Source organism: Mesorhizobium sp. B2-4-15, assembly GCF_006658505.1.
Taxonomy (GTDB): Bacteria; Pseudomonadota; Alphaproteobacteria; order Rhizobiales; family Rhizobiaceae; genus Mesorhizobium.
Genome location: NZ_VFUZ01000003.1, coordinates 69,381 through 92,732 on the forward strand (window position 1 = coordinate 69,381; position 23,352 = coordinate 92,732).

Annotated in this window: 26 protein-coding genes; 23 read left to right on the forward strand and 3 right to left on the reverse strand. The window is 64.7% G+C overall.

The genetic code is table 11. The features are described from left to right. Positions 1-31: 31 nt before the first annotated feature. Genes fliN through motA form a run of 3 tightly spaced genes read right to left on the reverse strand, consistent with a single transcriptional unit; the run spans position 32 to position 2,291 of the window. Positions 32-418, reverse strand: a complete 387-nt coding sequence (gene fliN, locus FJ930_RS04545; protein WP_141835260.1) for a flagellar motor switch protein FliN — start codon at positions 416-418, stop codon at positions 32-34. Between the two features lie 17 nt (positions 419-435). Continuing rightward, positions 436-1,383, reverse strand: a complete 948-nt coding sequence (locus FJ930_RS04550; protein ID WP_141835927.1) for a FliM/FliN family flagellar motor switch protein — start codon at positions 1,381-1,383, stop codon at positions 436-438. A gap of 32 nt (positions 1,384-1,415) precedes the next feature. Then, positions 1,416-2,291, reverse strand: a complete 876-nt coding sequence (motA, locus tag FJ930_RS04555) for a flagellar motor stator protein MotA (RefSeq protein WP_140607197.1) — start codon at positions 2,289-2,291, stop codon at positions 1,416-1,418. Between the two features lie 147 nt (positions 2,292-2,438). On the opposite strand from motA, the gene FJ930_RS04560 reads away from it, so the two are divergent. The 23 genes from FJ930_RS04560 to FJ930_RS04670 all read left to right on the forward strand — a co-directional run bounded on the left by FJ930_RS04560 (position 2,439) and on the right by FJ930_RS04670 (position 23,303). Beyond that, entirely contained in the window at positions 2,439-3,560 is a 1,122-nt protein-coding gene (locus tag FJ930_RS04560; protein ID WP_141835930.1) for a DUF1217 domain-containing protein, read from the forward strand. 2 nt (positions 3,561-3,562) lie between these two features. Next, positions 3,563-4,288, forward strand: a complete 726-nt coding sequence (gene flgF / locus FJ930_RS04565) for a flagellar basal-body rod protein FlgF (protein WP_140607198.1) — start codon at positions 3,563-3,565, stop codon at positions 4,286-4,288. Position 4,289: 1 nt separating this feature from the next. Continuing rightward, complete coding sequence (gene fliI / locus FJ930_RS04570; protein ID WP_141835262.1) at positions 4,290-5,690, forward strand: flagellar protein export ATPase FliI; 1,401 nt, start codon at positions 4,290-4,292, stop codon at positions 5,688-5,690. Continuing rightward, positions 5,671-6,453: a hypothetical protein gene (locus FJ930_RS04575; RefSeq protein ID WP_141835265.1), complete on the forward strand. Its 783-nt coding sequence runs from the start codon at positions 5,671-5,673 to the stop codon at positions 6,451-6,453. The genes fliI and FJ930_RS04575 overlap by 20 nt, the downstream gene beginning before the upstream one ends. A gap of 145 nt (positions 6,454-6,598) precedes the next feature. After that, positions 6,599-6,979 carry a flagellar basal body rod protein FlgB gene (gene flgB, locus FJ930_RS04580; RefSeq protein ID WP_140742105.1) on the forward strand — a complete coding sequence of 127 codons (381 nt, stop codon included), beginning with the start codon at positions 6,599-6,601 and terminating at the stop codon, positions 6,977-6,979. A 2-nt stretch (positions 6,980-6,981) separates the two neighbouring features. Further along, a complete protein-coding gene (gene flgC / locus FJ930_RS04585) occupies positions 6,982-7,398 on the forward strand; it encodes a flagellar basal body rod protein FlgC (protein WP_140607202.1) in 417 nt (138 codons plus the stop codon). Next, entirely contained in the window at positions 7,395-7,718 is a 324-nt protein-coding gene (locus FJ930_RS04590; protein ID WP_181168975.1) for a flagellar hook-basal body complex protein FliE, read from the forward strand. The genes flgC and FJ930_RS04590 overlap by 4 nt, the downstream gene beginning before the upstream one ends. 11 nt (positions 7,719-7,729) lie before the next feature. Continuing rightward, entirely contained in the window at positions 7,730-8,518 is a 789-nt protein-coding gene (flgG, locus tag FJ930_RS04595; protein ID WP_140607203.1) for a flagellar basal-body rod protein FlgG, read from the forward strand. A 6-nt stretch (positions 8,519-8,524) separates the two neighbouring features. Beyond that, positions 8,525-9,061, forward strand: coding sequence for a flagellar basal body P-ring formation chaperone FlgA (flgA, locus tag FJ930_RS04600; RefSeq protein WP_141835268.1), 537 nt, complete (start codon positions 8,525-8,527; stop codon positions 9,059-9,061). 149 nt (positions 9,062-9,210) lie between these two features. Beyond that, positions 9,211-10,299 carry a flagellar basal body P-ring protein FlgI gene (locus FJ930_RS04605; RefSeq protein WP_246676815.1) on the forward strand — a complete coding sequence of 363 codons (1,089 nt, stop codon included), beginning with the start codon at positions 9,211-9,213 and terminating at the stop codon, positions 10,297-10,299. A 3-nt stretch (positions 10,300-10,302) separates the two neighbouring features. Then, positions 10,303-10,887, forward strand: coding sequence for a MotE family protein (locus tag FJ930_RS04610; RefSeq protein WP_140742099.1), 585 nt, complete (start codon positions 10,303-10,305; stop codon positions 10,885-10,887). Then, the gene (gene flgH / locus FJ930_RS04615; RefSeq protein WP_141835275.1) at positions 10,884-11,591 is read left to right on the forward strand and encodes a flagellar basal body L-ring protein FlgH; all 708 of its coding nucleotides are present in this window, start codon (positions 10,884-10,886) and stop codon (positions 11,589-11,591) included. The genes FJ930_RS04610 and flgH overlap by 4 nt, the downstream gene beginning before the upstream one ends. 15 nt (positions 11,592-11,606) lie before the next feature. Beyond that, positions 11,607-12,101 (forward strand): flagellar basal body-associated FliL family protein, encoded by a 495-nt coding sequence (locus FJ930_RS04620; protein ID WP_141835279.1) that lies wholly within the window; start codon positions 11,607-11,609, stop codon positions 12,099-12,101. Continuing rightward, a complete protein-coding gene (gene fliP, locus FJ930_RS04625) occupies positions 12,098-12,829 on the forward strand; it encodes a flagellar type III secretion system pore protein FliP (protein WP_140690344.1) in 732 nt (243 codons plus the stop codon). Before FJ930_RS04620 ends, fliP begins: the two co-directional genes overlap by 4 nt. 252 nt (positions 12,830-13,081) lie before the next feature. After that, entirely contained in the window at positions 13,082-14,065 is a 984-nt protein-coding gene (locus FJ930_RS04630) for a flagellin (RefSeq protein ID WP_141835282.1), read from the forward strand. A 281-nt stretch (positions 14,066-14,346) separates the two neighbouring features. Then, a complete protein-coding gene (locus FJ930_RS04635) occupies positions 14,347-15,417 on the forward strand; it encodes a flagellin (protein ID WP_141835285.1) in 1,071 nt (356 codons plus the stop codon). A gap of 132 nt (positions 15,418-15,549) precedes the next feature. Next, a complete protein-coding gene (gene fliF, locus FJ930_RS04640) occupies positions 15,550-17,199 on the forward strand; it encodes a flagellar basal-body MS-ring/collar protein FliF (protein WP_141835288.1) in 1,650 nt (549 codons plus the stop codon). Between the two features lie 3 nt (positions 17,200-17,202). Next, the gene (locus tag FJ930_RS04645; protein ID WP_141835290.1) at positions 17,203-17,823 is read left to right on the forward strand and encodes a hypothetical protein; all 621 of its coding nucleotides are present in this window, start codon (positions 17,203-17,205) and stop codon (positions 17,821-17,823) included. Beyond that, positions 17,820-19,178: a MotB family protein gene (locus tag FJ930_RS04650; protein ID WP_141835293.1), complete on the forward strand. Its 1,359-nt coding sequence runs from the start codon at positions 17,820-17,822 to the stop codon at positions 19,176-19,178. The genes FJ930_RS04645 and FJ930_RS04650 overlap by 4 nt, the downstream gene beginning before the upstream one ends. Continuing rightward, positions 19,175-20,524 carry a chemotaxis protein MotC gene (locus FJ930_RS04655; protein ID WP_141835295.1) on the forward strand — a complete coding sequence of 450 codons (1,350 nt, stop codon included), beginning with the start codon at positions 19,175-19,177 and terminating at the stop codon, positions 20,522-20,524. The genes FJ930_RS04650 and FJ930_RS04655 overlap by 4 nt, the downstream gene beginning before the upstream one ends. Beyond that, positions 20,521-21,897 (forward strand): flagellar hook-length control protein FliK, encoded by a 1,377-nt coding sequence (locus FJ930_RS04660; protein ID WP_141835298.1) that lies wholly within the window; start codon positions 20,521-20,523, stop codon positions 21,895-21,897. Before FJ930_RS04655 ends, FJ930_RS04660 begins: the two co-directional genes overlap by 4 nt. Then, positions 21,827-22,414, forward strand: a complete 588-nt coding sequence (locus tag FJ930_RS04665; protein WP_181176349.1) for a transglycosylase SLT domain-containing protein — start codon at positions 21,827-21,829, stop codon at positions 22,412-22,414. Before FJ930_RS04660 ends, FJ930_RS04665 begins: the two co-directional genes overlap by 71 nt. 220 nt (positions 22,415-22,634) lie before the next feature. Continuing rightward, positions 22,635-23,303, forward strand: a complete 669-nt coding sequence (locus FJ930_RS04670) for a response regulator transcription factor (RefSeq protein WP_140742079.1) — start codon at positions 22,635-22,637, stop codon at positions 23,301-23,303. The last annotated feature ends 49 nt before the right edge of the window (positions 23,304-23,352 follow it).

Sequence of the window (23,352 nt, forward strand, 5' to 3'; positions counted from 1 at the left end):
AGCTGCAACCGGCAAGTGCCGCGATCCACGTCTAGGCGCCCTTCGTGCCGGCGATGATTTCGGTCAGCCTGATGCCGAAGCGCGAGGGATCGCTTTCGAGCACCGTGATTTCGCCGCGCGCGATCTTGCGGCCGTTGACCACGACGTCGACCGGCTCGCCGATGCGGCGGTTGAGTGCCACCGTCGAGCCCTTCTGCAGCGCCATCAGATCGGCTACAGCCATTTCAGTGCTGCCGAGGATGATCTGGACATCGACGGGGATGTTCATGATGACGCTCGAATTGGCTCCCGCGGCAGCCCTGAACGCCGCATCGGGACGCCGCTCTTCTTCGTGCAGGACCCCGCGCAGTTCCTCGATGGCGCGGTCGAGCTGCTCGTCCGGCTGGTCGAGCTCTGCTTCTACCTTGGTCTTGCGCATGCGTCGTCTCCAAAAGCTCAGGCGCGCCCGGCATCAGCCGGCATGAGCCCATCGATGAAATCCTGCCCGGCATCGAAGGGATGCGTGATTCGGACGGTGTAATTCTGCCCCAGTTTGCCGAACTCGCATACGAACAGCGTCTGCCCGCGTGCACTGAGACGAGCCCGTGACCGCGCTGTCTCTTCGAAATCGATGACCTGCCCCTTTTCGAGACCGGCCAGGTCGCCAAGCGTCAGCCGCGCCAGCGGCATGGTGGCTTCCAGCGCCACTGTCGAGCGCATCACCTCTTCCGAAAAACGTGCACGCCAACTGCCGCCGTGATCGTCTTCGGCGACGGGGGCGGTGCCGTCGCGGCCGGCCAGCACGACGCGCTGCGGCATCGTAACCGTGATGGAGCCGCTGTCGACTGGCGTCGAGATGCCAAGGACGATGCGGATCGCGGCGCCGTCGCGCAGCACATGCTTTCTGGCTTCGATGCCGGACAGGGCCCGCGGCGCGGGCAGCCGGAGGTCGAGCGAACGCCGCCCCGACCCGTTGAGCGCCTGCGCCACCTCCTGGAACACCATGGTCGAGACATCGGCTTCGATCGGCGACAGGTCGCGCTCGATCGGCGACGCCGGCATATCCGGATCGCCGCCGAACAGCGTGGAGACCATGATCGCGATCGCCGGAGCATCGATGACGAGCGTCATCGCATCCGAGGACGCAGGCGAGCCGACGACGGTCATGGCGAAATTTTCGCCGGCGCGCGAGCGCGCCTCGGGAACACGGCTGACCTCGACGGCTCTGAGGTCGACGATCACGGGAATGCCGAGCTCGCCCGACAGTCCCTTCTGCAGCAACGGTACGGCGCGTTCGGCCATGGCGCGGCCGGCGTCGATCACCTGATCGGCCTCGCCGCTGTCGCCGACCAGGCGCTCGATGATCAGCGAGCGCGCTTGCACGGGGCTGCCTGGACTGGTCATGACCGTATCGGCACCGATCTGTCGTGCATTGCTCAAGCGGCCTTCTTTTCGGCGGCGCCGGTGGCCATAGTGCTCTGTTCGACCGCGTCGATGGTCGGCCGCTCATAGGACGAGATGGTCTTGCGGCCGAACTCGATCGCCACCTGCGGCAGTGCGCCGTTCATGTAGGCGAGCAACGTCTGCTTGACGATGATGTAGAGGCGGTTCTTCTTTTCGCGCACGGTCTTGATCTTGGTGGCGACTGGCCCGACCACGGCATAGGACAGGAAGATGCCGAGGAAGGTGCCGACAAGGGCGGCACCGATCAGGCCGCCGAGGATTTCCGGCGATTGATCAAGGGCACCCATCGCCTTGACCACGCCGAGTACGGCGGCGACGATGCCGAGCGCCGGCAGGCCGTCGCCGACCGCGACCAGCGCGTGATAGGCCTTCATCTTGTCGGACTTGATGGTCTGGATTTCCTCGTCCATCAGCGCCTCGATCTCGTGCGAGCGGGCATTGCCGATGATGATGATGCGGCAGTAGTCGCAGATGAAATTCATCAGGTCGTGGTTCTTGAGCACGGTCGGAAAGGCCTGGAAGATCGCCGATTCTTCCGGATTGTCGATATGCGCCTCGACCTCGCTGCGCGATTTCGAGCGCAATTCGCGCATCAGGCTGTGCAGCACGCCGAGCGTTTCCAGATAGTCCTGTTCCTTCGGCACCGCCTGCTTGAAGGCTTCGAGAATGCCCTTGCCGGTATCCTTGACCGTCTTCATCGGGTTGGCGACCAGGAAGGTGCCCAAGGCAGCGCCGCAGATGACCACCGCTTCCCACGGCTGGACCAGCACGTGCAGATGTCCGCCCATGGCCATGAAGCCGCCAAGGACGCAGCCGAGCGTCACCACCAGTCCAATCAGAATGCCCACGGCAGGTCCTTCCGCATTTCACGTCAACGCAAGGGATAGTCCCCGTGCCTTGTGTGAGGCTTGAATGGGGGCGCATTACCCGATTCAGTTTCGCGCAAGGAAGTGAGGTTATCGTCGCGACATTAAGCTTCGGCCGGAGGCATGACGTTGCTCAATACCTTTACCAGCTACCAGTTGATCACCAAGGACATCACCAAGTCTATCGCCCGCATCGAGCAACAGCCGACGGTGGATCGCGATACCCAATATTATCTCGCCAACATCACCAAGGTGAAATCGATCGACGATTTCGTCAAAAACGACCGGCTGTTCAAATATGCCATGAAGGCCTACGGGCTGGAGGACATGGACTACGCCAAGGCCTTCATGGTCAAGGCGCTCAAGGAAGGTGTTTCCGACCCCAACAGTTTCGCCAACAAGCTGACCGACAAGCGCTATGCCGAGTTCGTCACGGCCTTCAACTTCGCTGCCAACGGCGCCGATGCAACGATCTACAACAAGGCGCAGCAGCTGGTGGCGAAGAACTACGCCATACAGGCGCAAATTGCCGGTCTCGACCCGAATTCGGACTATGTGAAGGGCGAGACGACTTATTATCTCGCCAACATCACCAAGGTGAAGTCGGTCGACGACCTGATGTCGAACAGCCGGCTGTACACCTACGCACTGGCCGCGTACGGCCTCGATTCGGCGACGGAGGACAAGGACCTCATCAAGCAGGTCCTGCAGGGTGGCGTGCGCGACCCCAACAGCGTCGCCAACAAGCAGACGAACCCGGCTTACGCGGGACTGGCCACGGCCCTCAACTTCGAGCAGTACGGCCAGAACGCCACCACCATCAATCCGGCGCAGCAGCCGACCGTCGACAAATACATGCGCCAGACGCTGGAGGAGGATGCTGGCCAGACCAATCAAGGCGTGCGGCTGGCGCTCTATTTCCAGCGCAAGGCGCCCACCATCACCAGCTGGTACGACGTGCTGGCCGACACGGCGCTTGCAAGCGTCGTGCGCACCGCGCTCGGGCTCCCCGATTCCTTCGCCACCGCCGACATCGACAAGCAGGCGCAGCTCTTCGGACAGAAGCTCAACATCTCGGATTTCTCCGACCCCGAGAAACTCGGCAAGTTCCTCACCCGCTTCACCAGCATGTACGAGATCAACAACCCGACCTCGCCGGCCGTGACGTCGGTCAGCGTGTTGTTTGCACAGCCGGTCACGGCTGGCATCTCCACCGATCTGATGATGGCCATGCAGAAACTGAAGTTCTGATCATGCGGGACAGTCTCTACGTCGCCCTTTCCTCGCAGATGGCGCTCGAGCGCCGGCTCGACACGATAGCCGACAATGTCGCCAATGCCGGGACCGTCGGCTTTCGCGCCACCGGTGTGAAATTCGAGGACGTGGTGTCGGGCACCGGCCAGAAATCGGTGTCCTTCGCCTCGTCGGGCAAGACCTATCTTTCGGGCGCCCATGGCTCCTTGACCGAGACCGGCAATCCGTTCGATTTCGCGATCCAGGGCGATGCCTGGTTCGCCATCGATACGCCAGCCGGCACCGTCATGACCCGCGACGGCCGTTTCTCGATGAACGAGAATGGCGAGCTGATGTCGATCGAAGGCCACCCGGTGCTCGACGCCGGCGGCGCGCCGATCCAGCTCGATCCCCGCAACGGTCCGCCCAAGGCCGGCGCCGACGGCTCGCTGCGCCAGAACGACCAGCTTGTCGGCTCGATCGGCCTCTACAATTTCGACCCGGGCGAGAACTTCGTGCGCTACGGCAATTCAGGCATCGTGCCGGCGCGCACGCCCGAGCCGGTCACCGACCGCTCCGACGTCGGCGTCGCGCAGGGTTTCGTCGAGGAATCCAACGTCAATCCGGTGCTGGAGATGACCCGGCTGATCATGGTCCAGCGTGCCTTCGAGAACACCGCCGCGCTGATGCGGCAGACGGATTCCTCCACCGACGAGGCGATCAAGACACTCGGCTCGAAGTCGTAGCATGTCGTCGAACCAGCCATCGATCCGCGCACCCGAAAGACAGTTCCAGCCGGCGCCGGAGGATCGGCTTGCCGCATTGGAGAGGATATGGCGGCGCTTCAGCAACGCCGATGGACTGGTCAAGCGTGGCGGTCTCGTCACCGAAGTCACGCCCACGCATTACAAAGTGCGCGGCCTTTCCGATTTCGCCAGGCTGGGCGACATCGTTGAACAGCGCGGCCAGGCCGGCGCGCGCCGCGGCGAGATCGTCAAGATCAGCCGCGACGAGGTTGTCGTTGCTCCCTTCGAACGCAGCGCCGATGCCGGTATCGGCGATGCCGTGTTCCGCAGGGGGCCGCTCGCGGTGCAGCCGCACGGCTCATGGCGCGGCCGCGCCATCGATGCGCTCACCCGGGCGATCGATGGCGGTTCGCCGCTAACAAGAGGCGACGACATTGCGGGCAGCGCCACGACGCCCGGTGCCATGGCGCGGCAGCGCGTCGGCACCGCCTTCATGACCGGCGTCAAGGTCATCGACATATTCACGCCGCTGTGTTTCGGCCAGCGCATGGGCGTCTTCGCGGGTTCCGGCGTCGGCAAGTCGACGCTGCTCGCCATGCTCGCCGGCGCCGACGCGTTCGATACCGTCGTCGTGGCGCTGATCGGCGAACGCGGCCGTGAGGTACGCGAATTCCTCGAGGACACGATCGGCGACAGCATGGCCAAGACCGTGGCCGTCGTCGCCACCAGCGACGAGAGCGCCATGATGCGCCGGCGTGCTCCCGACACCGCCATGCGCATCGCCGAGCATTTTCGCGACCAGGGTCACCGCGTGCTTCTGGTGTTGGATTCGATCACCCGCTTCGCCCATGCGCTGCGCGAGGTGGCGACGGGAACCGGCGAGCCGCCGGTCGCGCGCGGCTATCCCGCCTCCGTTTTCACCGAACTGCCCAAGCTGCTCGAGCGCGCCGGACCAGGGGCGGAAGGTAAAGGATCGATCACCGCCATCATTTCCGTGCTGGTCGACGGCGACGATCACAACGATCCGGTCGCCGATTCCGTACGCGGCATCCTCGACGGCCATGTCGTGCTCGACCGTGCGATCGCGGAGCAAGGCCGCTATCCGCCGGTCAACCCGCTGTCGTCCATTTCGCGACTGGCGGGCAAGGCCTGGAGCGCCGAACAGCGCGCGCTTGTGGCCCGGCTGAAGTCGATGATCTCCCGCTTCGAGGACACGCGCGACATTCGCCTGCTCGGCGCCTATCAGGGCGGCGTCGACGCCGAACTCGACATGGCCGTGCGCCAGGTGCCCCTGATCTACGAGGCGTTGACGCAATCGCCCAGGGACCGCCCATCGGCCGATCCGTTCTCCGATCTCGCCCGCCATCTCAAGGGAAAGCAGAATGCAGAACCAGGAGACTGAAGGCCAGTACGCCGAGCGCCTCCTGCGCGAGATGATCGCCGAGGCGAACGCCGCCGAGCAAGCCAGGGCTGAAGAAGCCAGGGCCGCCAAGACAGAGGCCGACCGCGCCAAAGCCGAGGCCGTTCTGGCCAGGGCTGCCAAGCCAGCCTTGCCCAGGCCCTCCCGGGCCGAGACCGCCGACGTGACGCAGGCCAGCCGGGACTCGCTCATCGACGGCCTGTTCCCGGTCACCGAATGGCCGCAGCCTCCAAAACCGCAATTTCCCAAGCTGGGCAAGAAGGCGGGCCGGCGCAGCGACTTCGTCATCGCCGCGCTCGGCATCACGCTTGGCCTGATCTGCGCGCTGTTTCCCTGGTACATCTTCTTCAACCAGGAACAGTTCGGCGTCCAGGCGATCAAGTTTGGCGGCACCGGCACCAATTCGGGGCGTGAGGGCGGCGGCGTGGTCGCCCAGCGCAGTGCACCACTGACGGCCAAGGACGTTCCCAACGCCGACATCGACCTGCTTGCCACCGGAACGGTGCGGGACGACGCCACGCCGGCCCGGGCGCCAGGCGAGCAGCCCTTTCCGGCAGACGTGTCGAAATTCCGCATGATCCATGTCGCCAACGGCCGCGCCATGATCGAGGACGACACTGGCCTGTGGATGGTCCAGCGTGGCTCGACCCTGCCCGATTCCAGCAAAGTATCCTCGATCGAGCAGCGCAACGGCAAGTGGGTCATGCTCACCAGCACCAACCAGGTGATCGAGCTCTCCAGATAGGCCGCCGTGGTTCTGCCCATCCGGCTCCGATCAAGAAACGGGGCATGATGTCGTGCGAAAACCGCTTCACACGTTTCTGGCGGCCGTTCGCAAGGTCCGCGCAAGACTGGCGGCCTAGTCTTTGGGCACATGCCCGGAGATTCCCATGGAGCCCGTTTCCCTTTTCGATCTCGCCGCCAAGCAAGCGCAGTGGCTTTCCGTGCGTCAGTCGGCGATCGCCGGCAACATCGCCAACGCCAACACGCCGGGCTACACGGCAAACGATGTCGAGCCGTTCGAAAAAGTGCTCGACCGCACGGCGGTGTCGCTGCAGGCCACCGAGGCCGGCCATCTCGGCAACGCCGCGACCAATGCCGGCTTCACCATCAAGCCGCAGGAAGACGATGGTGTGGTCATGCCGTCCAAGAACAGCGTCGTGCTTGAAGACCAGCTTCTCAAGGCCGGCGAAGTGCGCCGCTCCTTCGAGCTCAACACGGCCATCGTCAAGGCTTTCCACTCGATGATGATGATGGCGGTGAAGAGCTGACCATGGACGCGTTGACCTCAGCCCTGAAAGTCGCGGCATCCGGCCTCGGCGCCCAGTCCGAGCGCCTGCGCGTGGTTTCCGAGAACCTCGCCAATGCCCAGTCGACCGGCACGACTCCCGGCGCCGACCCCTATCGCCGCAAGACCATCAGCTTCGTCTCGGAGCTCGACCGGGCCTCCGGCAGCTCGACGGTCGCGGTGAACTCGATCGACCGCGATCCGAGTGACTTTCCCGTCGAATTCCAACCCGGCAACGAGGCCGCCGACGCGAAGGGCTACGTCAAATTGCCCAATGTCAACGTGCTGATCGAAATGGCCGACATGACCGAGGCCAACCGCTCCTACGAGGCCAACCTGCAAGTCGTGAAGCAGGCGCGCGACCTCATCTCAATGACCATAGACCTGATGAGGAACCAATGATCGTGAACGGCATCGGCGCGCTTAACCTGAAGCCTGGGCTGGGCGACACGGCGACCGACCTGCTTCAAGGCGGTGTCGCGCCCGCGACATCAGGCAATCTTGGCACCTCCTTCACCGAGGCGCTGAGCCAGGCGGCGTCGAAGACCGTCAACACGCTGCAGAATGCCGAACAGGTGTCGCTGCAGGCGCTCAAGGGCGATGCCGACACCCGCCAGGTCGTCGATGCCGTCATGAGCGCGCAGCAGGCGCTCCAGACCGCCGTCGCAATCCGCGACAAGGTTGTTTCGGCCTATCTCGAAGTCAGTCGCATGGGTATCTGAGGAGTTAGGCCATGAAAGCGCTCGCCATTGCCGCCACCGGCATGAATGCCCAGCAGACAAATCTGGAAGTCATCGCCAACAACATCGCCAACATCAACACCACCGGCTACAAGCGGGCGCGAGCCGAATTCTCGGACCTGCTCTACCAGGTCGACCGCACGCAAGGCGTGCCCAACCGCTCCAACGCCTCGCTGGTGCCGGAGGGCGTTTCGATCGGCCTCGGCGTCAAGACGACCGCGGTGCGCAACGTCCACACACAGGGCGAACTGACCAGCACCGGCAACAGTTTCGACATGGCGCTCACCGGCCGCGGCTGGTTTCAGATCGAGGGCGCCGATGGCGGCACGCTCTATACCCGCGCCGGCGCCTTCAACACCAACGCCACCGGTCAGCTGGTGACCGCGGACGGCGCCAGTGTCATCCCGGCCATCACGGTGCCGGTCAACGCCGTCGAGGTCATCGTCAACAAGACCGGCCAGGTCTTCGCCCGCATCGACGGCCAGACCAACCTGCAGACGCTCGGCCAGCTCCAGATCGTCAACTTCGCCAACGAAGCGGGGCTGGCACCGCTCGGCGACAATCTGTTCCAGGAAACGACGGCGTCAGGCCCGGCCAATGTCGGCGTGCCCGGCGATCCCGGTTTCGCCACCGTCCAGCAAGGTTATCTCGAGGCTTCCAACGTCGACCCGGTCAAGGAAATCACCGAACTGATCTCGGCGCAGCGTGCCTATGAAATGAACTCCAAGGTCATCCAGGCCGCCGACGACATGGCCTCGGTTGTCTCCAAGAACATCAGGTAACGGACGATGGCCATGCCGATCTCCTGCTCCGCAGTCCGCCGCGCCGCGCTTGCCCTTGCGCTGGTGGTCGGCGGCATGCCGGCTTTCGCCCAGGAGTCGACAGGCCAGTCGGCAGGTCAATCGGCAACGCAGATCGCCAGCAGTCAGCCTGCCGGCGAGGTCGTGCTGATCCCCAACCGGGTCATCTATCCCGGCGAGACCATCGAGATCACCGCGCTGAAACAGGTGACCCTCATCCCGGGCAAGCACAAGCCCGATGCGGTGGCGACCCGCGCCGAGGAGTTGCAGGGCAAGATCGCCAAGCGCACGCTGCTGCCCGGCCGCTACATTCCTTCGACCGCCATCCGCGAGGCCTGGCTGGTCGAACAGGGTGCCGCCGTGCAGGTCTTCTTCATCGCCGGCGGACTGACGATATCGGCGACCGCCGTGACCTTGCAGCCAGGTTCGGCCGGCGACCTCATCAAGGTTCGCAACACCGACAGCGGCAAGATCCTTTCCGGCACTGTGATGGCCGACGGAACCATCCAGGTCAGCGCTTCATGATGCGCGCATTTACCCTTCTGCTTGCGGCCGCGCTCGGCCTGCAACCGGCGCTGGCCGATGGCCTGACGCCCAAGGCCAAGCGCGAACTCGCCGCCAAGAATGGCGGCGTCTACGACGATCCGGAATATGATCCGGCCACCACCACCCGCATGTTCCGCGTGTCGTCCGGGCCAAGCTCGCTGCCACCGGGCCAGGTCGCCTCGCGCATCAAGGACATCGCCCAGCTGCAGAGCTCGCGTGACAACCAGCTCGTCGGCTACGGCCTTGTCATCGGGCTCGCCGGGTCTGGCGACAGCCTGCGCAATTCGCCGTTCACCGAGCAGTCGATCCGCGCCATGCTCGAAAATCTCGGCATCGCCACCGAGGGGGGCAGCGCGCGCGCCAAGAACGTCGCCGCCGTCATCGTCACCGCCAATATGCCCCCTTATGTGCAATCGGGCGCCCGCATCGATATCGACGTCTCCTCGATGGGCGACGCGACGTCGCTTTCAGGCGGCACGCTGATCATGACGCCGCTGAAGGCTGCGGACGGCGAGATCTATGCCGTCGGCCAGGGCGCGGTCATCGTTTCCGGCTTCACCGCCCAGGGTCAGGCCCAGCAAGTGACGCAGGGCGTGCCAACCGCCGGCCGGGTACCGAACGGCGCGATTGTCGAGCGATCGGTGAAGGCCGAATTCGACGACCAGCCGACGCTGACGCTGCAATTGCGCAATCCCGATTTTTCGACCGCCATCCGTATCGCCGACGCGGTCAACGATTACACCAGCCAGCGCTTTGGCATGCGCGTGGCGGCCGAGCGCGATTCCCGCACCGTACAGATCAGGAGGCCGAAGAGCATATCGGCGGCCCGCTTCTATGCCGAGATCGAGAATCTGGTGGTCGAGTCCGACACGCCGGCCCGCGTCGTCATCGACGAGCGCACCGGCACCATCGTCATCGGCAACGACGTCAAGATCTCGCGCGTCGCCATCAGCCACGGCACACTGACGGTGCGCATCACCGAAGCGCCGCGTGTCGTGCAGCCTGAACCTTTCTCCAAGGGCGAAACCGCCGTCGAGCCGTTCACCGCCATCGACGCCAGCCGGCCCAACGGCCGCGTCGCCGTGCTCGACGGGCCCGACCTGCAAACCCTCGTTTCCGGCCTCAACCGTCTCGGCGTCAAGCCGGACGGCATCATTGCCATCCTGCAAGGCATCAAGTCGGCCGGCGCCCTGCAAGCCGATCTGGTTCTCCAATAGGCGATGCCGATGATCCTTCCCCTCTCATCTCCTGAAAGGCGCCGCTCCCGCGCAATCCTGTTCGCGGCAGCAGCTCTCGCGGCCATGTCCTTTTCCGGCGGCGCGGACGCCGAGGACACCGTTCGCCAGGTTCTGCCCGGAGCGCAGCCCGCGATGGCGCCGCGACAATTGACGCGGGAAAAGGCACCTGACCAAAGCGAGATCGAGCGCTTCTGCTCCAACATCGCCGACGCCGCCCGCGACCGCCGCTATGCCTTGCAGGCAGAAGAACTGAAGCAGCTCCAGGCCGGCATCGACCAGCGCATGAAGGCGCTGGACGAGAAGAAGGCCGAATACGAGACGTGGCTGAAGCGGCGCGAGGTCTTCCTGGCCCGGGCAGAGGACGGCGTCGTCAAGATCTATGCCGGCATGAAGCCCGATGCCGCGGCCGAACGCCTGGCGATCGTCAACGCAGACCTGGCCGCGGCCATCCTGATGAAGCTCGATTCGCGCAAGGCCAGTGTCATTCTCAACGAAATGGACCAGAAGGCGGCGGCGACGCTCACCGGCATCATGGCCAGCGCAGCCCGAAGGGTAGATCCGTCATGATCCGCAGAGTGCTCATCCTGTGCGCGGTCGCAGCGCTGTCCGGCTGCGGAACCAACCTCAGGGAGGTCGGCAAGGAACCGGCGCTGTCGCCGGTCGGCTCCGGCATCGATGGCGGCAACACCGGCTCCCTCTACAAATACCCGGAGTCGCCACGCGCGCCGGTCAAGAAATTCTCGCTTTGGAACGATCGCCAGAGCCGGCTGTTCACAGACCCCCGGGCGCTGTCGCAGGGCGACATCCTGACCGTCAAGATCAGCATCAACGACCGCGCCAACTTCAAGAACCAGAACGACAGAAGCCGCACCGCCAACCGCAAGCTCGGTTTCGACATCAGCGCGCAATGGGACAAGCTCAGCACAGCCGGCAAGGGTTCAGGCGCGCTCAACTCGGCCACGGACACCACTGCTGACGGCGAGATCAAGCGATCGGAAACGCTGGAGCTCAATGTCGCGGCCATCGTCACCGACGTCCTGCCCAACGGCAATCTGATGATCACCGGTTCGCAGGAGGTGCGCGTCAACGCCGAACTCAGGGTGCTGACCATCGCCGGCATCGTGCGGCCGGCCGATATCGGTGCCGAGAACACGATCCCCTACGAGCGCATCGCCGAGGCGCGCATCTCGTACGGCGGACGCGGCCGCATCACCGAGATCCAGCAGCCGGCCTACGGCCAGCAGGTTCTCGACCAGGTTCTTCCGTTCTAGGGATTGGAGAACAGCGTGGCCAATGTCGAACAGCTTCAGCCTCGCAAGGGACCTTCCCTTGCCGTCCAGGGCGCCATGCTGCTGGTGGTGACGGCCGCCGCCATCGGCATGGGCTGGCTGTCCGGCGGCTATCTCAAGGGCGTCGGAGGACCCGAGTCGGTACCGGTCGCGCCGGAGAACGAGGGCAAGGTCGCCCAGCCCGCCGCCGCGCAACAGCCGGGCACGGGGCCGACGCTCGTGGCACTGGCGCCGATCACCACCAACATCGCCTCGCCCGCCGACACCTGGATCAGGATGGAAGCATCCGTGGTCTATGACGCGCCGCAGCCGCCGGCGATGGCGGAGGACATCCAGCAGGACCTTCTGGCCTTCGTGCGTACCTTGAAGATGCACCAGATCGAAGGCGCCAGCGGTTACCAGCACCTGAAAGCCGATCTCGAGGAACGCGCCTCGATCCGCAGTCAGGGCCACGCCAAACAGGTACTCATCAGGACATTGCTGCTCGAATGAGGAAATTCCTTCTTGCCGCGGCGCTGATCGGCGCTGCCACCTCCGTCGCGGCGGCCCAGCAACTGGACCTTGGCGGCATCGGCAAGGCCGATGGCACCACCGTCGGCTACATCATCCAGATGTTCGGCCTGCTGACGGTGCTGTCGGTGGCGCCGGGCCTGCTGATCATGGTGACGAGCTTCACCCGCTTCGTCATCGCTTTCTCGATCCTGCGCGCCGGCATCGGCCTGCAGTCGACGCCGGCCAACCTCATCCTCATTTCGCTGTCGCTGTTCATGACCTTCTATGTCATGGCGCCGACCTTCGACCAGGCCTGGAACACTGGCGTCAAGCCGCTGATGGACAACCAGATCAGCCAGACCGAGGCCTTCGAGAAGATCTCGGATCCGTTCCGAACCTTCATGCTGCACAATGTGCGCGACAAGGACTTCGACCTTTTCGCCGACCTCGCCCGCGAGCGCGGCCAGACCGTCTCGCGCGACACGGTCGACCTGCGCATCCTGGTGCCGGCCTTCATGATCTCCGAGATCCGGCGCGGCTTCGAAATCGGCTTCCTGATCGTGCTGCCATTCCTGGTCATCGACCTGATCGTCGCCACCATCACGATGGCGATGGGCATGATGATGCTGCCGCCCACCGTGGTGTCGCTGCCATTCAAGATCCTGTTCTTCGTCCTGATCGACGGCTGGAACCTGCTTGTCGGCAGCCTGGTGCGCTCCTTCACCTGATCGTTTCCGTCCCACGGCCCCGGCAAAAGGCACCGTCTACCGACGAGGGTAGGCGGTGCGGGAACCATCATCGAATTCCCAGATTATTTTCGATTAACCGTCCGATTTAGGTCTTTGGTAGGAACTCGCCGCCATAGTCGCTCGCAGATGGCGGGTGATCTCTTTCGACGATCATTGGCATGATGCCGCTCCGTCATACCGGACAAGCCGGTATGTCAAAAAAACACCTGTAAAATCAAGGTATGAGTAGCCATGTCCAGCATCATGACGAACACCGCCGCGTTGACGGCGCTGCAGAGCCTCAACGCCACCAGCAAATCCCTCCAGGACACGCAGGCCCGCATCTCGACGGGCTATCGCGTCTCCCAGGCTTCCGACAACGCCGCCTACTGGTCGATCGCGACCACGATGCGCTCCGACAACCAGGCGATGTCCACCGTTTCGGACTCGCTCGGCCTCGGCGCCTCGAAGGTTGACACCGCCTACACCGGCATGAACAGCGCGATCACCACCATCAACACGATCCAGCAGAAGCTGACCGCGTCCTACGGCCAGACCGACGCCTCCAAGGAAAAGACTCAGGTCGAAATCAAGGCGCTTCAGGATCAGTTGAAGGCCTATGCCGACGGCGCCACCTTCTCCGGCACCAACATGCTTTCGCTGTCCACCGCTTCGGGCACGGCGGCCGACGTGAAGATCGTTTCGGCCTTCAACCGCGACGCCACCGGTGCTGTTTCGATCTCGACGATCGACGTCAACGTGGAAAGCATCAAGCTCTATGACGGCGGCGCGGCGCCGACGGCCAAGGGCATTCTGGACACGGACCGCCTCGGCGCCACCGGCGCCGCGGTCACAACGGCCTCGGCCCCGACGCTCGGCGCTCCCGCGGCGGCTACCGACACCTATTCGGTCGCCAGCCTGGCCATCTTCTCGGGTGGCAAGGCCGCCAGCGATAGCCAGATCTCGCAGATGATGACCGTCGTCGACGCCGCGCTCAAGGACATGACGACCGCAGCCACCAAGCTCGGTGCTGCCAAGAGCTCCATCGACCTGCAGAAGACCTTCACGTCGAGCCTGATGGACTCCATCGACCGCGGCGTTGGTCAGCTCGTCGATGCCGACATGAACAAGGAATCGACCCGCCTCCAGGCGCTGCAGGTTCAGCAGCAGCTCGGCGTCCAGGCGCTGTCGATCGCCAACGGCTCCTCGCAGTCGATCCTGTCGCTCTTCCGCTAATCCACTTCGCTCAACCTAGAGCGCAGTAAACAACGGGCCGCGCCAAAAGCGCGGCCCGTTTTGCGTTTGCTCCAGCCCCGCGCAACCCTCGGTCCTTAACCCTCGAAAGCGAGCCTTTAACAGGCCGTTAACCATAACGCGCTAGTCATGGTTAACCAATAGCTTACAACGGATTGGCGAATCGGCCGGTGGGCGCGACGGCAATCCATGGGCGGGCGAACGCTCGCGAGGGAAATGCCGGTTTTTGAGAAAGACCGGCCTGGGAAGAAGGAGCGAGTTTCTTGGCGAGCATCATGACAAACGCTGCGGCGTTGACAGCACTTCAAAGCCTCAACGCCACCAACAAATCGCTTCAACAGACACAGGCCCGTATCTCCACCGGTTACAAGGTCTCCGAGGCCTCCGACAACGCCGCCTACTGGTCGATCGCCACGACGATGCGCTCGGACAACCAGGCACTGTCGACCGTGCAGGACGCGCTCGGCCTCGGCGCCTCGAAGGTCGACACCGCCTACACCGGCATGAACAATGTCCTGACGACGATCGGCCAGATCAAGACCAAGCTGCTTTCCACTGTCGGCCAGACGGATGCCGCCAAGGCAAAGACGCAGACCGAAATCACGACGCTCCAGGCGCAGATGAAGTCCTTCGCCGATGCCGCTACGTTCTCCGGTTCGAATTTCCTTTCGGTGACGTCGAAGCAGGTCGCCGCGCCCAATGACGGCGTGCAGCCCGACGCCAAGATCGTCTCGTCCTTCAATCGTTCCTCGTCGGGCGCCATCTCGCTTGGAACGATCGACATCGACATCGAGAGCACCAAGCTGTTCGATTCCGGCCTCGCCACCGACGTCAAGAACCAAGGCACGCTCGACCGCCAGACCTCGGTCTATTCCACCGCGGCCGCCCAGAGCCAGTACGATACGGCCTATGCCACCGCGATCGCGGGCGGAGCCACGGACATCGCCGCAAACACCGCCGGCCAGGCCGCCGTCACCGGTACCCCCGCCAAGATCGACAACGTCTCCGCCTACAATCTCGACATCACGGCGGCCGGCGTCACCGACGACATCATCACCCAGATGATCGGCAAGATCGACAAGGTGATGAGCCAGTTGACCGACTCAGCCACGATCCTCGGGGCGGCCAAGAGCAGCATCGATCTGCAGAAGACCTTCACCCAGAGCCTGATGGATTCCATCGACCGCGGCGTCGGTCAGCTCGTCGATGCCGACATGAACAAGGAATCGACCCGCCTCCAGGCCCTGCAGGTGCAGCAGCAGCTCGGCATCCAGTCGCTGTCGATAGCCAACAGTTCCTCGCAGTCGATCCTGTCGCTGTTCAAGAATGGCTAGTTCCGCCCTAGCTGGCGGATACTCCCATTTCCAATTCAAGGGGCCGCGCCGCAAGCGCGGCCCGATTTCATTTTCGCACAAGCTTCGGGGGCTAGTGTTCCGGCGGACAGTCATGCTGGGAGTCGCTGAATCGTGCCGGAACAGATCCAGAGCATCATCTCGAATCTCCGCGGTTTTGGTGTGAGGCGCCTCGCCATGCTGGCGGGCATCGCCGTTCTGGTGATGGGCGTCATCGGCATCGCCTCGGTCTACCTCAACCGCCCCGCCTACGACACGCTCTATGTCGGGCTCGATCGCTCCGACGTGAACCAGATCGGCCTGGTGCTGGGCGAGGCCGGCATCGGCTTCGATGTCGGCGCCGACGGGACCTCCGTGCTGGTGCCGGCCGGCACCACGGCGCAGGCGCGCATGCTGCTCGCCGAAAAGGGCCTGCCGACCAGCGCCAATGCCGGCTACGAACTGTTCGACAATGTCGGCTCGCTCGGCCTCACCTCCTTCATGCAGCAGATTACCCGCGTGCGTGCGCTGGAAGGCGAGATCGCCCGCACCATCCAGTCGATATCGGGCATCAAGGCGGCACGTGTCCACATCGTCATGTCCGAGCGCGCCAATTTCCGCCGCGACGAGCAGCAGCCTTCCGCATCGGTCGTCATCCGCTATGCCGGCATCGATGCCGAGAAAAGCGCCCAGTCGATCCGCCATCTCGTCGCCGCCGCCGTGCCTGGCCTGTCGGCCGACAAGGTGACGGTGCTCGACTCCAACGGCAACCTGCTGGCCGCCGGGGATGATCCCTCCAACACCAGTGCCGCCCGTACGCTCGGTGTCGAGCAGACTGTCGAGGCACAGATCGGCGACAATATCCGCCGCGCACTCACCCCCTATCTCGGGCCCGACAACTTCCGCGCCAGCGTCAAGGCCGAGATCAACACCGACACCCGCCAGACGGAAGAGACCATCTTCGATCCGAATTCCCGCGTCGAGCGCTCGGTGCAATCGGTGCGCGCCAATGAGAACAACAACCAGAGGCAGGCCTCCACCCCCGCCAGCGTCGAGCAGAACCTGCCCGAGACCCAGGCGACGGCGACCGAAGGCCCGCAATCCTCCTCGCAGAACGACCGCAAGGAAGAGATCACCAACTACGAGATCAACTCCAAGAAGATCGCCACCGTCTCCAACGGCTACACCGTCACCAAGATGTCGATCGCCGTCGTCGTCAACCAGGACCGGCTGAAGGCGATCCTGGGCAAGGACGCGACGCCGGACCAGATAGCCAAGCGCGTCGCCGATATCCAGAAGATGGTGGCATCGGCCACCGGTTTCGACGACAAGCGCGGCGACGTCGTCGACGTCTCGGCGGTCGAGTTCATCGATGGGCTGGACGGCGAGGCGATCCCGCAGGCTGGAATGCTCGATTCGATCGGTCAGCATGCCGGCACGCTAATCAACGCCGGCGCCTTCATCGTCGTCGTGTTCCTGGTGGCCTTCTTCGGCCTGCGGCCGATGGCGGCGGCACTGACGGCAAGGGCGACGCCCGCCATAGCGGGGCCCAATTTCGACGAGGTCCAGCGTTCGCTGCCGACACCGGAGGCAGCCGCCGCCGCCGACGCAGGTGTCGCCATCGGCGCCTTGCCGGGCGCGCGGCCCGGCGCCACCCCGCTCGATGATCTTCGCCAGAAGATCAGGCCGGCACCGCAGGAGCGGCTTGCCCGCATGGTCGACATCAACGAGGAGCGCACCGCGCAGATCCTGCGCAAATGGGCGGCCCAGGAAGTCGCGGCGTAAACCATGCCCTCCGCAGCCCTTTTCGATCTTCTCCCCGATTTCGGTCCGCGCGCGCCACGCGTCAGCCAGGCTCAGGCCGCGACCGAGCACAAGCCGGAAGCATCCGAGCCGCAGGCCGATATCGGCACGCTGATCGCCGAGGCGGTCGCCCAGGCGGAGGCGACGCTCGCCGAACGGCTCTCGGGCGCCCATGACGCAGCGCTGGAAGCCGAGCGCCAGGCGCATGCCGAGGAAGCAAGGATCTTTCTCGAGAGCTTCGGCGGCGATATCGGCAAGGCGGTCTCCTCGCGCATCGACGCCATGGAGGCGCGCGTGACGGATCTTGTCGCCGCAACGGTCGCCCGCATCATTGGCGGCGTGGTCAGCGACGATCTGCAGCGGCGCTCGCTTGAAGCGCTCGCCAGCGCGGTTCGCGAAGCCGTCGGCGACGGCGAAGCGGTGCGCGTCGCCGTCCGTGGGCCGCTGTCGCTGTTCGAAACCCTGAAGGCATCGCTTGGCGCCCGCGCTGCACATCTCGACTTCGTCGAGGCGCCCGGCTTCGACCTGACGGTCACCATTGACGAGGCCGTATTCGAGACACGCATGGCCGAATGGTCGGCAACCCTCTCCGAGGTCCTGTCATGAGCGTCGCCGAAGCCGATCATGGCAAGCACGAGATCATCATCGTGCGCCGGGGGCATGACGACCATGACGAGGGCCACCATGGCGGCGTCTGGAAGATCGCCTTCGCCGACTTCATGACCGCGATGATGTGCTTCTTCCTGGTCATGTGGCTGATCAACGCCGCCAACGAGCAGACCAAGACGGCCGTGGCCAGCTACTTCAATCCCGTCAAGCTCGTCGACCGTGAGTCGAGCCGCAAGGGCCTTAAGGATCTCGGCAATGGGCCGCGCTCGGTCGGGCTGACCGCCGACGAGCCGCAGGACGCGACCATCAAGACCGGGCAGGATGGCATCGGCGCCGCGGGCTCGTCCAACCGCAAGCAGGACAAGCAGCAGGCACAGCAGCCGCAACAGACCGACGATCATCTCTTCGCCGACCCTTACGCGGTGCTGTCCGAGATCGCCACCGACACCGGCGTCATGCAGAATGTCAGCCAGAAGGGCGACGGCGGCGCGCAAAATGCCGGTCCCGCGACCGGCGCCTCCGGCGGCGCGTCCTACCGTGATCCCTTCGAGCCGGATTTCTGGTCGCAGCAGGTCGCCGCGCCCGTCGCCGAGGCAAGCGCCCAGCGCCCCAGGATCGAGGGCGACCCGCTCAAGCCCGGCGACAAGGCTGCCGAGACACAGGTCGCCAAGGTCAAGGCCGTGCCGCCGGCACCGCCGGTCGAGGACGCACCGCTCGAGCCCCTGGCACAGGATGACATGGACGCCGCCATGGCCAAGGCCGGCGCAACCAAGGCCAGCGACGCCAAAGCCAGCGACGCAATGGCGGCCGGTGGCAAGGCGATGGATGCGACCGTCGCGCGGCAAGAGGCTGCAAAGCCCGGGGCCGCGGAAAAGGCACCGACCGCCGCCGCGCTGAAAGCCGCCGCCGAGGTCAAGCGCCAGCTGGCCGATGCCTTCAAGCCTGGCGACAAGCTGCATGACGGCGTCTCCGTCGAAGCCACCGACAAAGGCATCGTCATATCGATCACCGATCAGCTCGACTTCGGCATGTTCGAAATTGGATCGGCGCTGCCGCGCCGCGAGCTGGTGCTGGCGATGGAAAAGATCGGCCGCATCGTCAACAGCCAGAAGGGGACGATCAGCATCGATGGCCACACCGATGCGCGGCCCTTCCGCAGCGCCAGCTACGACAATTGGCGGCTATCGACGGCGCGGGCGCATTCCGCTTACTACATGCTCGTGCGCGGCGGCGTCGACGAACGCCGCATTACCGAGGTTGCCGGCTTCGCGGACCGCCAGCCGAAGGATCCCGCCGATCCCATGTCGGCGGTCAATCGCCGCATCGAGATCCTGATGGCGACCGGCGGATGAAGCGGGCGGCCGTCATCAGTCGCTTGATGGGCCTGTTGCTGCTGGCCGCCGGATATCCGTCCGCCGGCTTCGCCCAGGACACGCTGCAGCCTTACCAGCTCGTGCGCTCGCTGCAACTCATCCAGGACCGCATCGCCGCCGGCGATCACGCCGCGATGCCGATGCAGGCCAAGCTGCTCGAAATGACCGATACGCGCCTGCGCGAAGCGGATGCGGAGGACTTCAAGGACGCCAGGAATTTTCGCGCGCTCCTGGTCTACGGCATGAGCGGCGGCAATCCGGTGACCGTCGAGGCGGCCGTCTCGCGCGCCGCCGCTGATCCGCCGAACCTTGCCATCGCCAGGGGCGTCATCGACTATCTCAACGGCCGCCCCGGCGAGGCGATCGAAGCGCTGACGCCGATCGATCCGATGATGCTCTCCGGCGATCTCGGCGCATTCCTTGCCCTGGTCAAAGGGTCGCTGCTTGCCGGAGATCAACCGGCGGTGGCGCTCACACTGCTCGACGAGGCCAGACTTCTCAGCCCCGGCACGCTGGTCGAGGAAGCCGCCTTGCGGCGTTCGGTCGGCATTGCCGCCGCGCAGGGCGATGCGGCGCGTTTCGCGCTTGCCTCCACCCAGTATGTCGAGCGCTATCTCTATTCGCCCTATGCCAGCCAGTTCGCGGATTCCTTCGTGTCCGGCGTCATTGCGCTGCACATGTCGATCAGCCAGGACAAGCTTGCCGACATCACCTCGATGATGGATCCCGAGCGGGAGAAAGTGATCTATCTGCGCATCGCCCGCCGTGCCGCGATCGACGGTCTTGGCGAATTGTCGGCCTTCGCCTCGGCGCGGGCCGTGCAGGGCCGCGACGGCAGCACCAACCATGGCGATCCGCGCGCCCTGCTCTACTCCAGCCTGTCCACCGTGACCTCGGGCACCATCGCAGATGTTCGCGCCAAGCTCGGCAAGATCGACCGCAGCAGGCTGTCGGACGGTGACCGCGCCCTGCTCGACGCCGCGCAGACCATCGCCGGTGAGGTGGTGGCGCCACCGGCTTCCCTTCCAGCCACCAGGGCAGCCGCGTCGCCCGAACCCGAAGCCACCGCCGTAAAGGCCGACGACGCTGCCGGGTTGCCGCCTGTCGAGGGTGCCGTCTCCGAGCAGCCCGCCATTGCGCCATCCGGCACAAAGGCCGCCGCGCCGGCTTCGGCGCCTGCAGCCGATTCAGCGACGGTCCTGCCTGCATCGGCGCCAGCCACCTCTGCCGGTCCCGGCACAACCGATCCGACCGACGCCGCCATGATGAAGACCCGTCGACAGCTCGACCTGATCGACCAGATGCTTGGAGCCGCCCCGAAATGACCCCCAGCCTCGGCCCGGCCCTGCCAGGATTTACCACCGCGCGTACGACGGCGGAGCAGCCGGCCACGCCCGGAAAGACGGATGATGCTGGTTTCGGCAAGATGGTGCGCGGCGGCGCAACCCCGGCCCACTCGGAAAAGCAGCCGGCGGCCGAGGCCGGGTCGCGCGATCCGCGCTGGAGCAAGCTTGCCGCCGGCCTTGCGGCGCAAGCCGGCGAGGACGAACCGATGCCGGCCGGCAAGACGAGAGCCGCGTCCGCCGGCTTGCCGGCCGCGAAATCGATGAAAGACGGCAAGGACGTTGGGACGAACAAGGACGCGGATGCCGAAACGCCGGCGCCTGGCGCCGTACCGCTCGACAACCATCTGCCGCTGCTGATGGCGTTTCATGAGCTGCGCCACTTCTCGACATCTGCCACGTCGGCCGATGCAAGCGAAACCGGGCAGGAGCCGCCGCCCGAGGGGCAAGTCGTGCCTAAGGCCTATCGGGCGAAATCCGTCGCCGGGCACGACGACCTCGAACCCATGTCGAAGCCCGAGCGGGCATCGCTCGTCGACGGGCCGCTGACGAAGCTCGACGTCCAGTCCGTCCGCGATACCGCCGCTGGCGCGCCAAGGCGTGAGAATGCGATCGCCGCTGGCCCGCTCTCCGAGACGGAGCCGGCCGAGGTGCCGGGCGCGGAGCCGAAACAGGCGGCGCCGCAGCCGAAGTCCATCGCCGACGTTCAGTCCTCGCTGCGGTCCGATCCAGGAAAACAGCTCCCGGCATCGGCGCGCATGGACGTGGTTTCCGAGCGCAGCTTCCCTGCCCCGCCGCAGGCTCCGATGAGCCAGGCAGCCCTCAACGTAATCAACGCGGTAGCGGCCGATGGCGGCCCGCGCCAAGCGCTTTCAACGGCCTCGGCGACCAGCCATCTGGCGGGCTCTGTTGCCGTTCCGACACATGTGTTGAAGATCGAACTTCACCCGGCCGAGCTGGGCATGGTGACGGCCCATCTTCGCCTCTCGGGAGAACAACTTTCGATTGAACTGAAGCCCGAAACGCATGATGCCTACCGCCGCCTTTCCAGCGACAGCGAGGCGATCGTGAAATCGCTGCGCGGACTGGGATTCGAGGTGGATAAGGTCACCATCATGCAACCATCGGTAGCTGTTCCGGCGACAACCCGGACGGATGCAACCGCCTCCCTGACCACGGCACCTGGCCGTGACCAGTCATCGTTTCAGCCCGGAAACTCCGGCGGCGGCGGCAGTGGGACCGGTGGCCAGCAGTCAGGTCAGCAATCCGCAAGGGGGAGTCATGATGACGCGCAGGATTATGGCCGCGCCGCTTCGCCTTCTCGCGAGCGCGCTGGCGGCGATATTTTTATCTAGTCTCGCGAACGGTGCCATCGCCGCCACCAACCCTTGCGAGCCCGAGATCCTGCGCGCCGCCGACCGCTATGGCGTGCCCGCCGGCATCCTCTATGCCGTCGGCCTGACCGAAACCGGCAAGAAAGGCAGCCTTCAGCCTAACGCGTTGAATGTAGAAGGAAAAGCGATCTTCCCGAGAAGCCGCGCCGAGGCGCTCGCCACCTTCGCCAATGCGCAGCGCGAGGGCAAGACGCTGATCGATCTCGGCTGTATGCAGATCAATCACCACTACCATGCCTCGCATTTCCGCAGCGTCGAGGACATGCTCGATCCGCGCCAGAATGTCGACTACGCGGCGCGCTTCCTGGCCAGTCTCCATGCCCGCCACGAGACCTGGTCGATGGCCGTCGCCCGCTATCATGCCGGTCCCGACAACGACCCCGCGCAGAAGGTCTATGTCTGCCGGGTGATCGCCAACATGGTTGCCACCGGCTTTGGAAAATGGACCACCAACGCCCGCGCCTTCTGCAACCCATAAGCGCATTTTCTGCTTCTAATGGGCCGACTCGCTGCTTCGGACCCGCGCCTTGACTTGATCAAGACTTGCCACCCCGGGCTTATCTGGCTGTACGCTAATGCAACCGGTGCGATTCCAGACTCCCAAGAAACTAGTTACAAGAAATGATGGTGTTCAGGATTCCCGCCAGCCGTTACGCCTTTCCTCACGGGGCAGATGAGCTGATTCGGAGGCGGGGCCGATGATTGTTATCGTTGACGAGCGAGAGCTCGTAACAGAGGGATATAATTCACTTTTTGACCGCGAAGGCGTTGCCTGCGCCGGTTTCGCGCCCAATGAATTCGGCGAGTGGGTGAACTCGGCCGCCGATTCCGACCTGCGTTCGGTGCGGGCCTTCCTGATCGGCGACTGCCGTGACGGCGCCATCTCTCCGCGCCAGATCCGCGACCGCACCGGCGCCCCGGTCATTGCGCTCAGTGAGCAGCATTCGCTCGAAAACACGCTGCGGTTGTTCGAAAGCGGTGTCGACGACGTCATCCGCAAGCCCGTCCACATCCGCGAGATCCTCGCCCGCATCACCGCCATCCGCCGTCGCGCGAATGAGGATGTCGCCTACACCGAGATCGGCGCCATGCGCATCTTCATGGACGGCCGCGATCCGGAGATCGACGGCCAGCCGCTGCCCTTGCCGCGCCGCGAACGCCGCATCCTGGAATATCTGGCGAGCAACCGTGGCCGCCGCGTCACCAAGACCCAGGTCTTCAATGCCATTTACGGCATCTTCGACGAGGAGGTCGAGGAGAACGTGGTCGAAAGCCACATCAGCAAACTGCGCAAGAAACTGCGTGAGAAGCTGGGCACCGACCCGATCGATTCCAAACGCTTCCTCGGCTACCGGCTCGTGTTTTGATGCGGCACCGCGCCAGCCTCGCGCAAGACAGGACGCGTAGCCTCGCCGC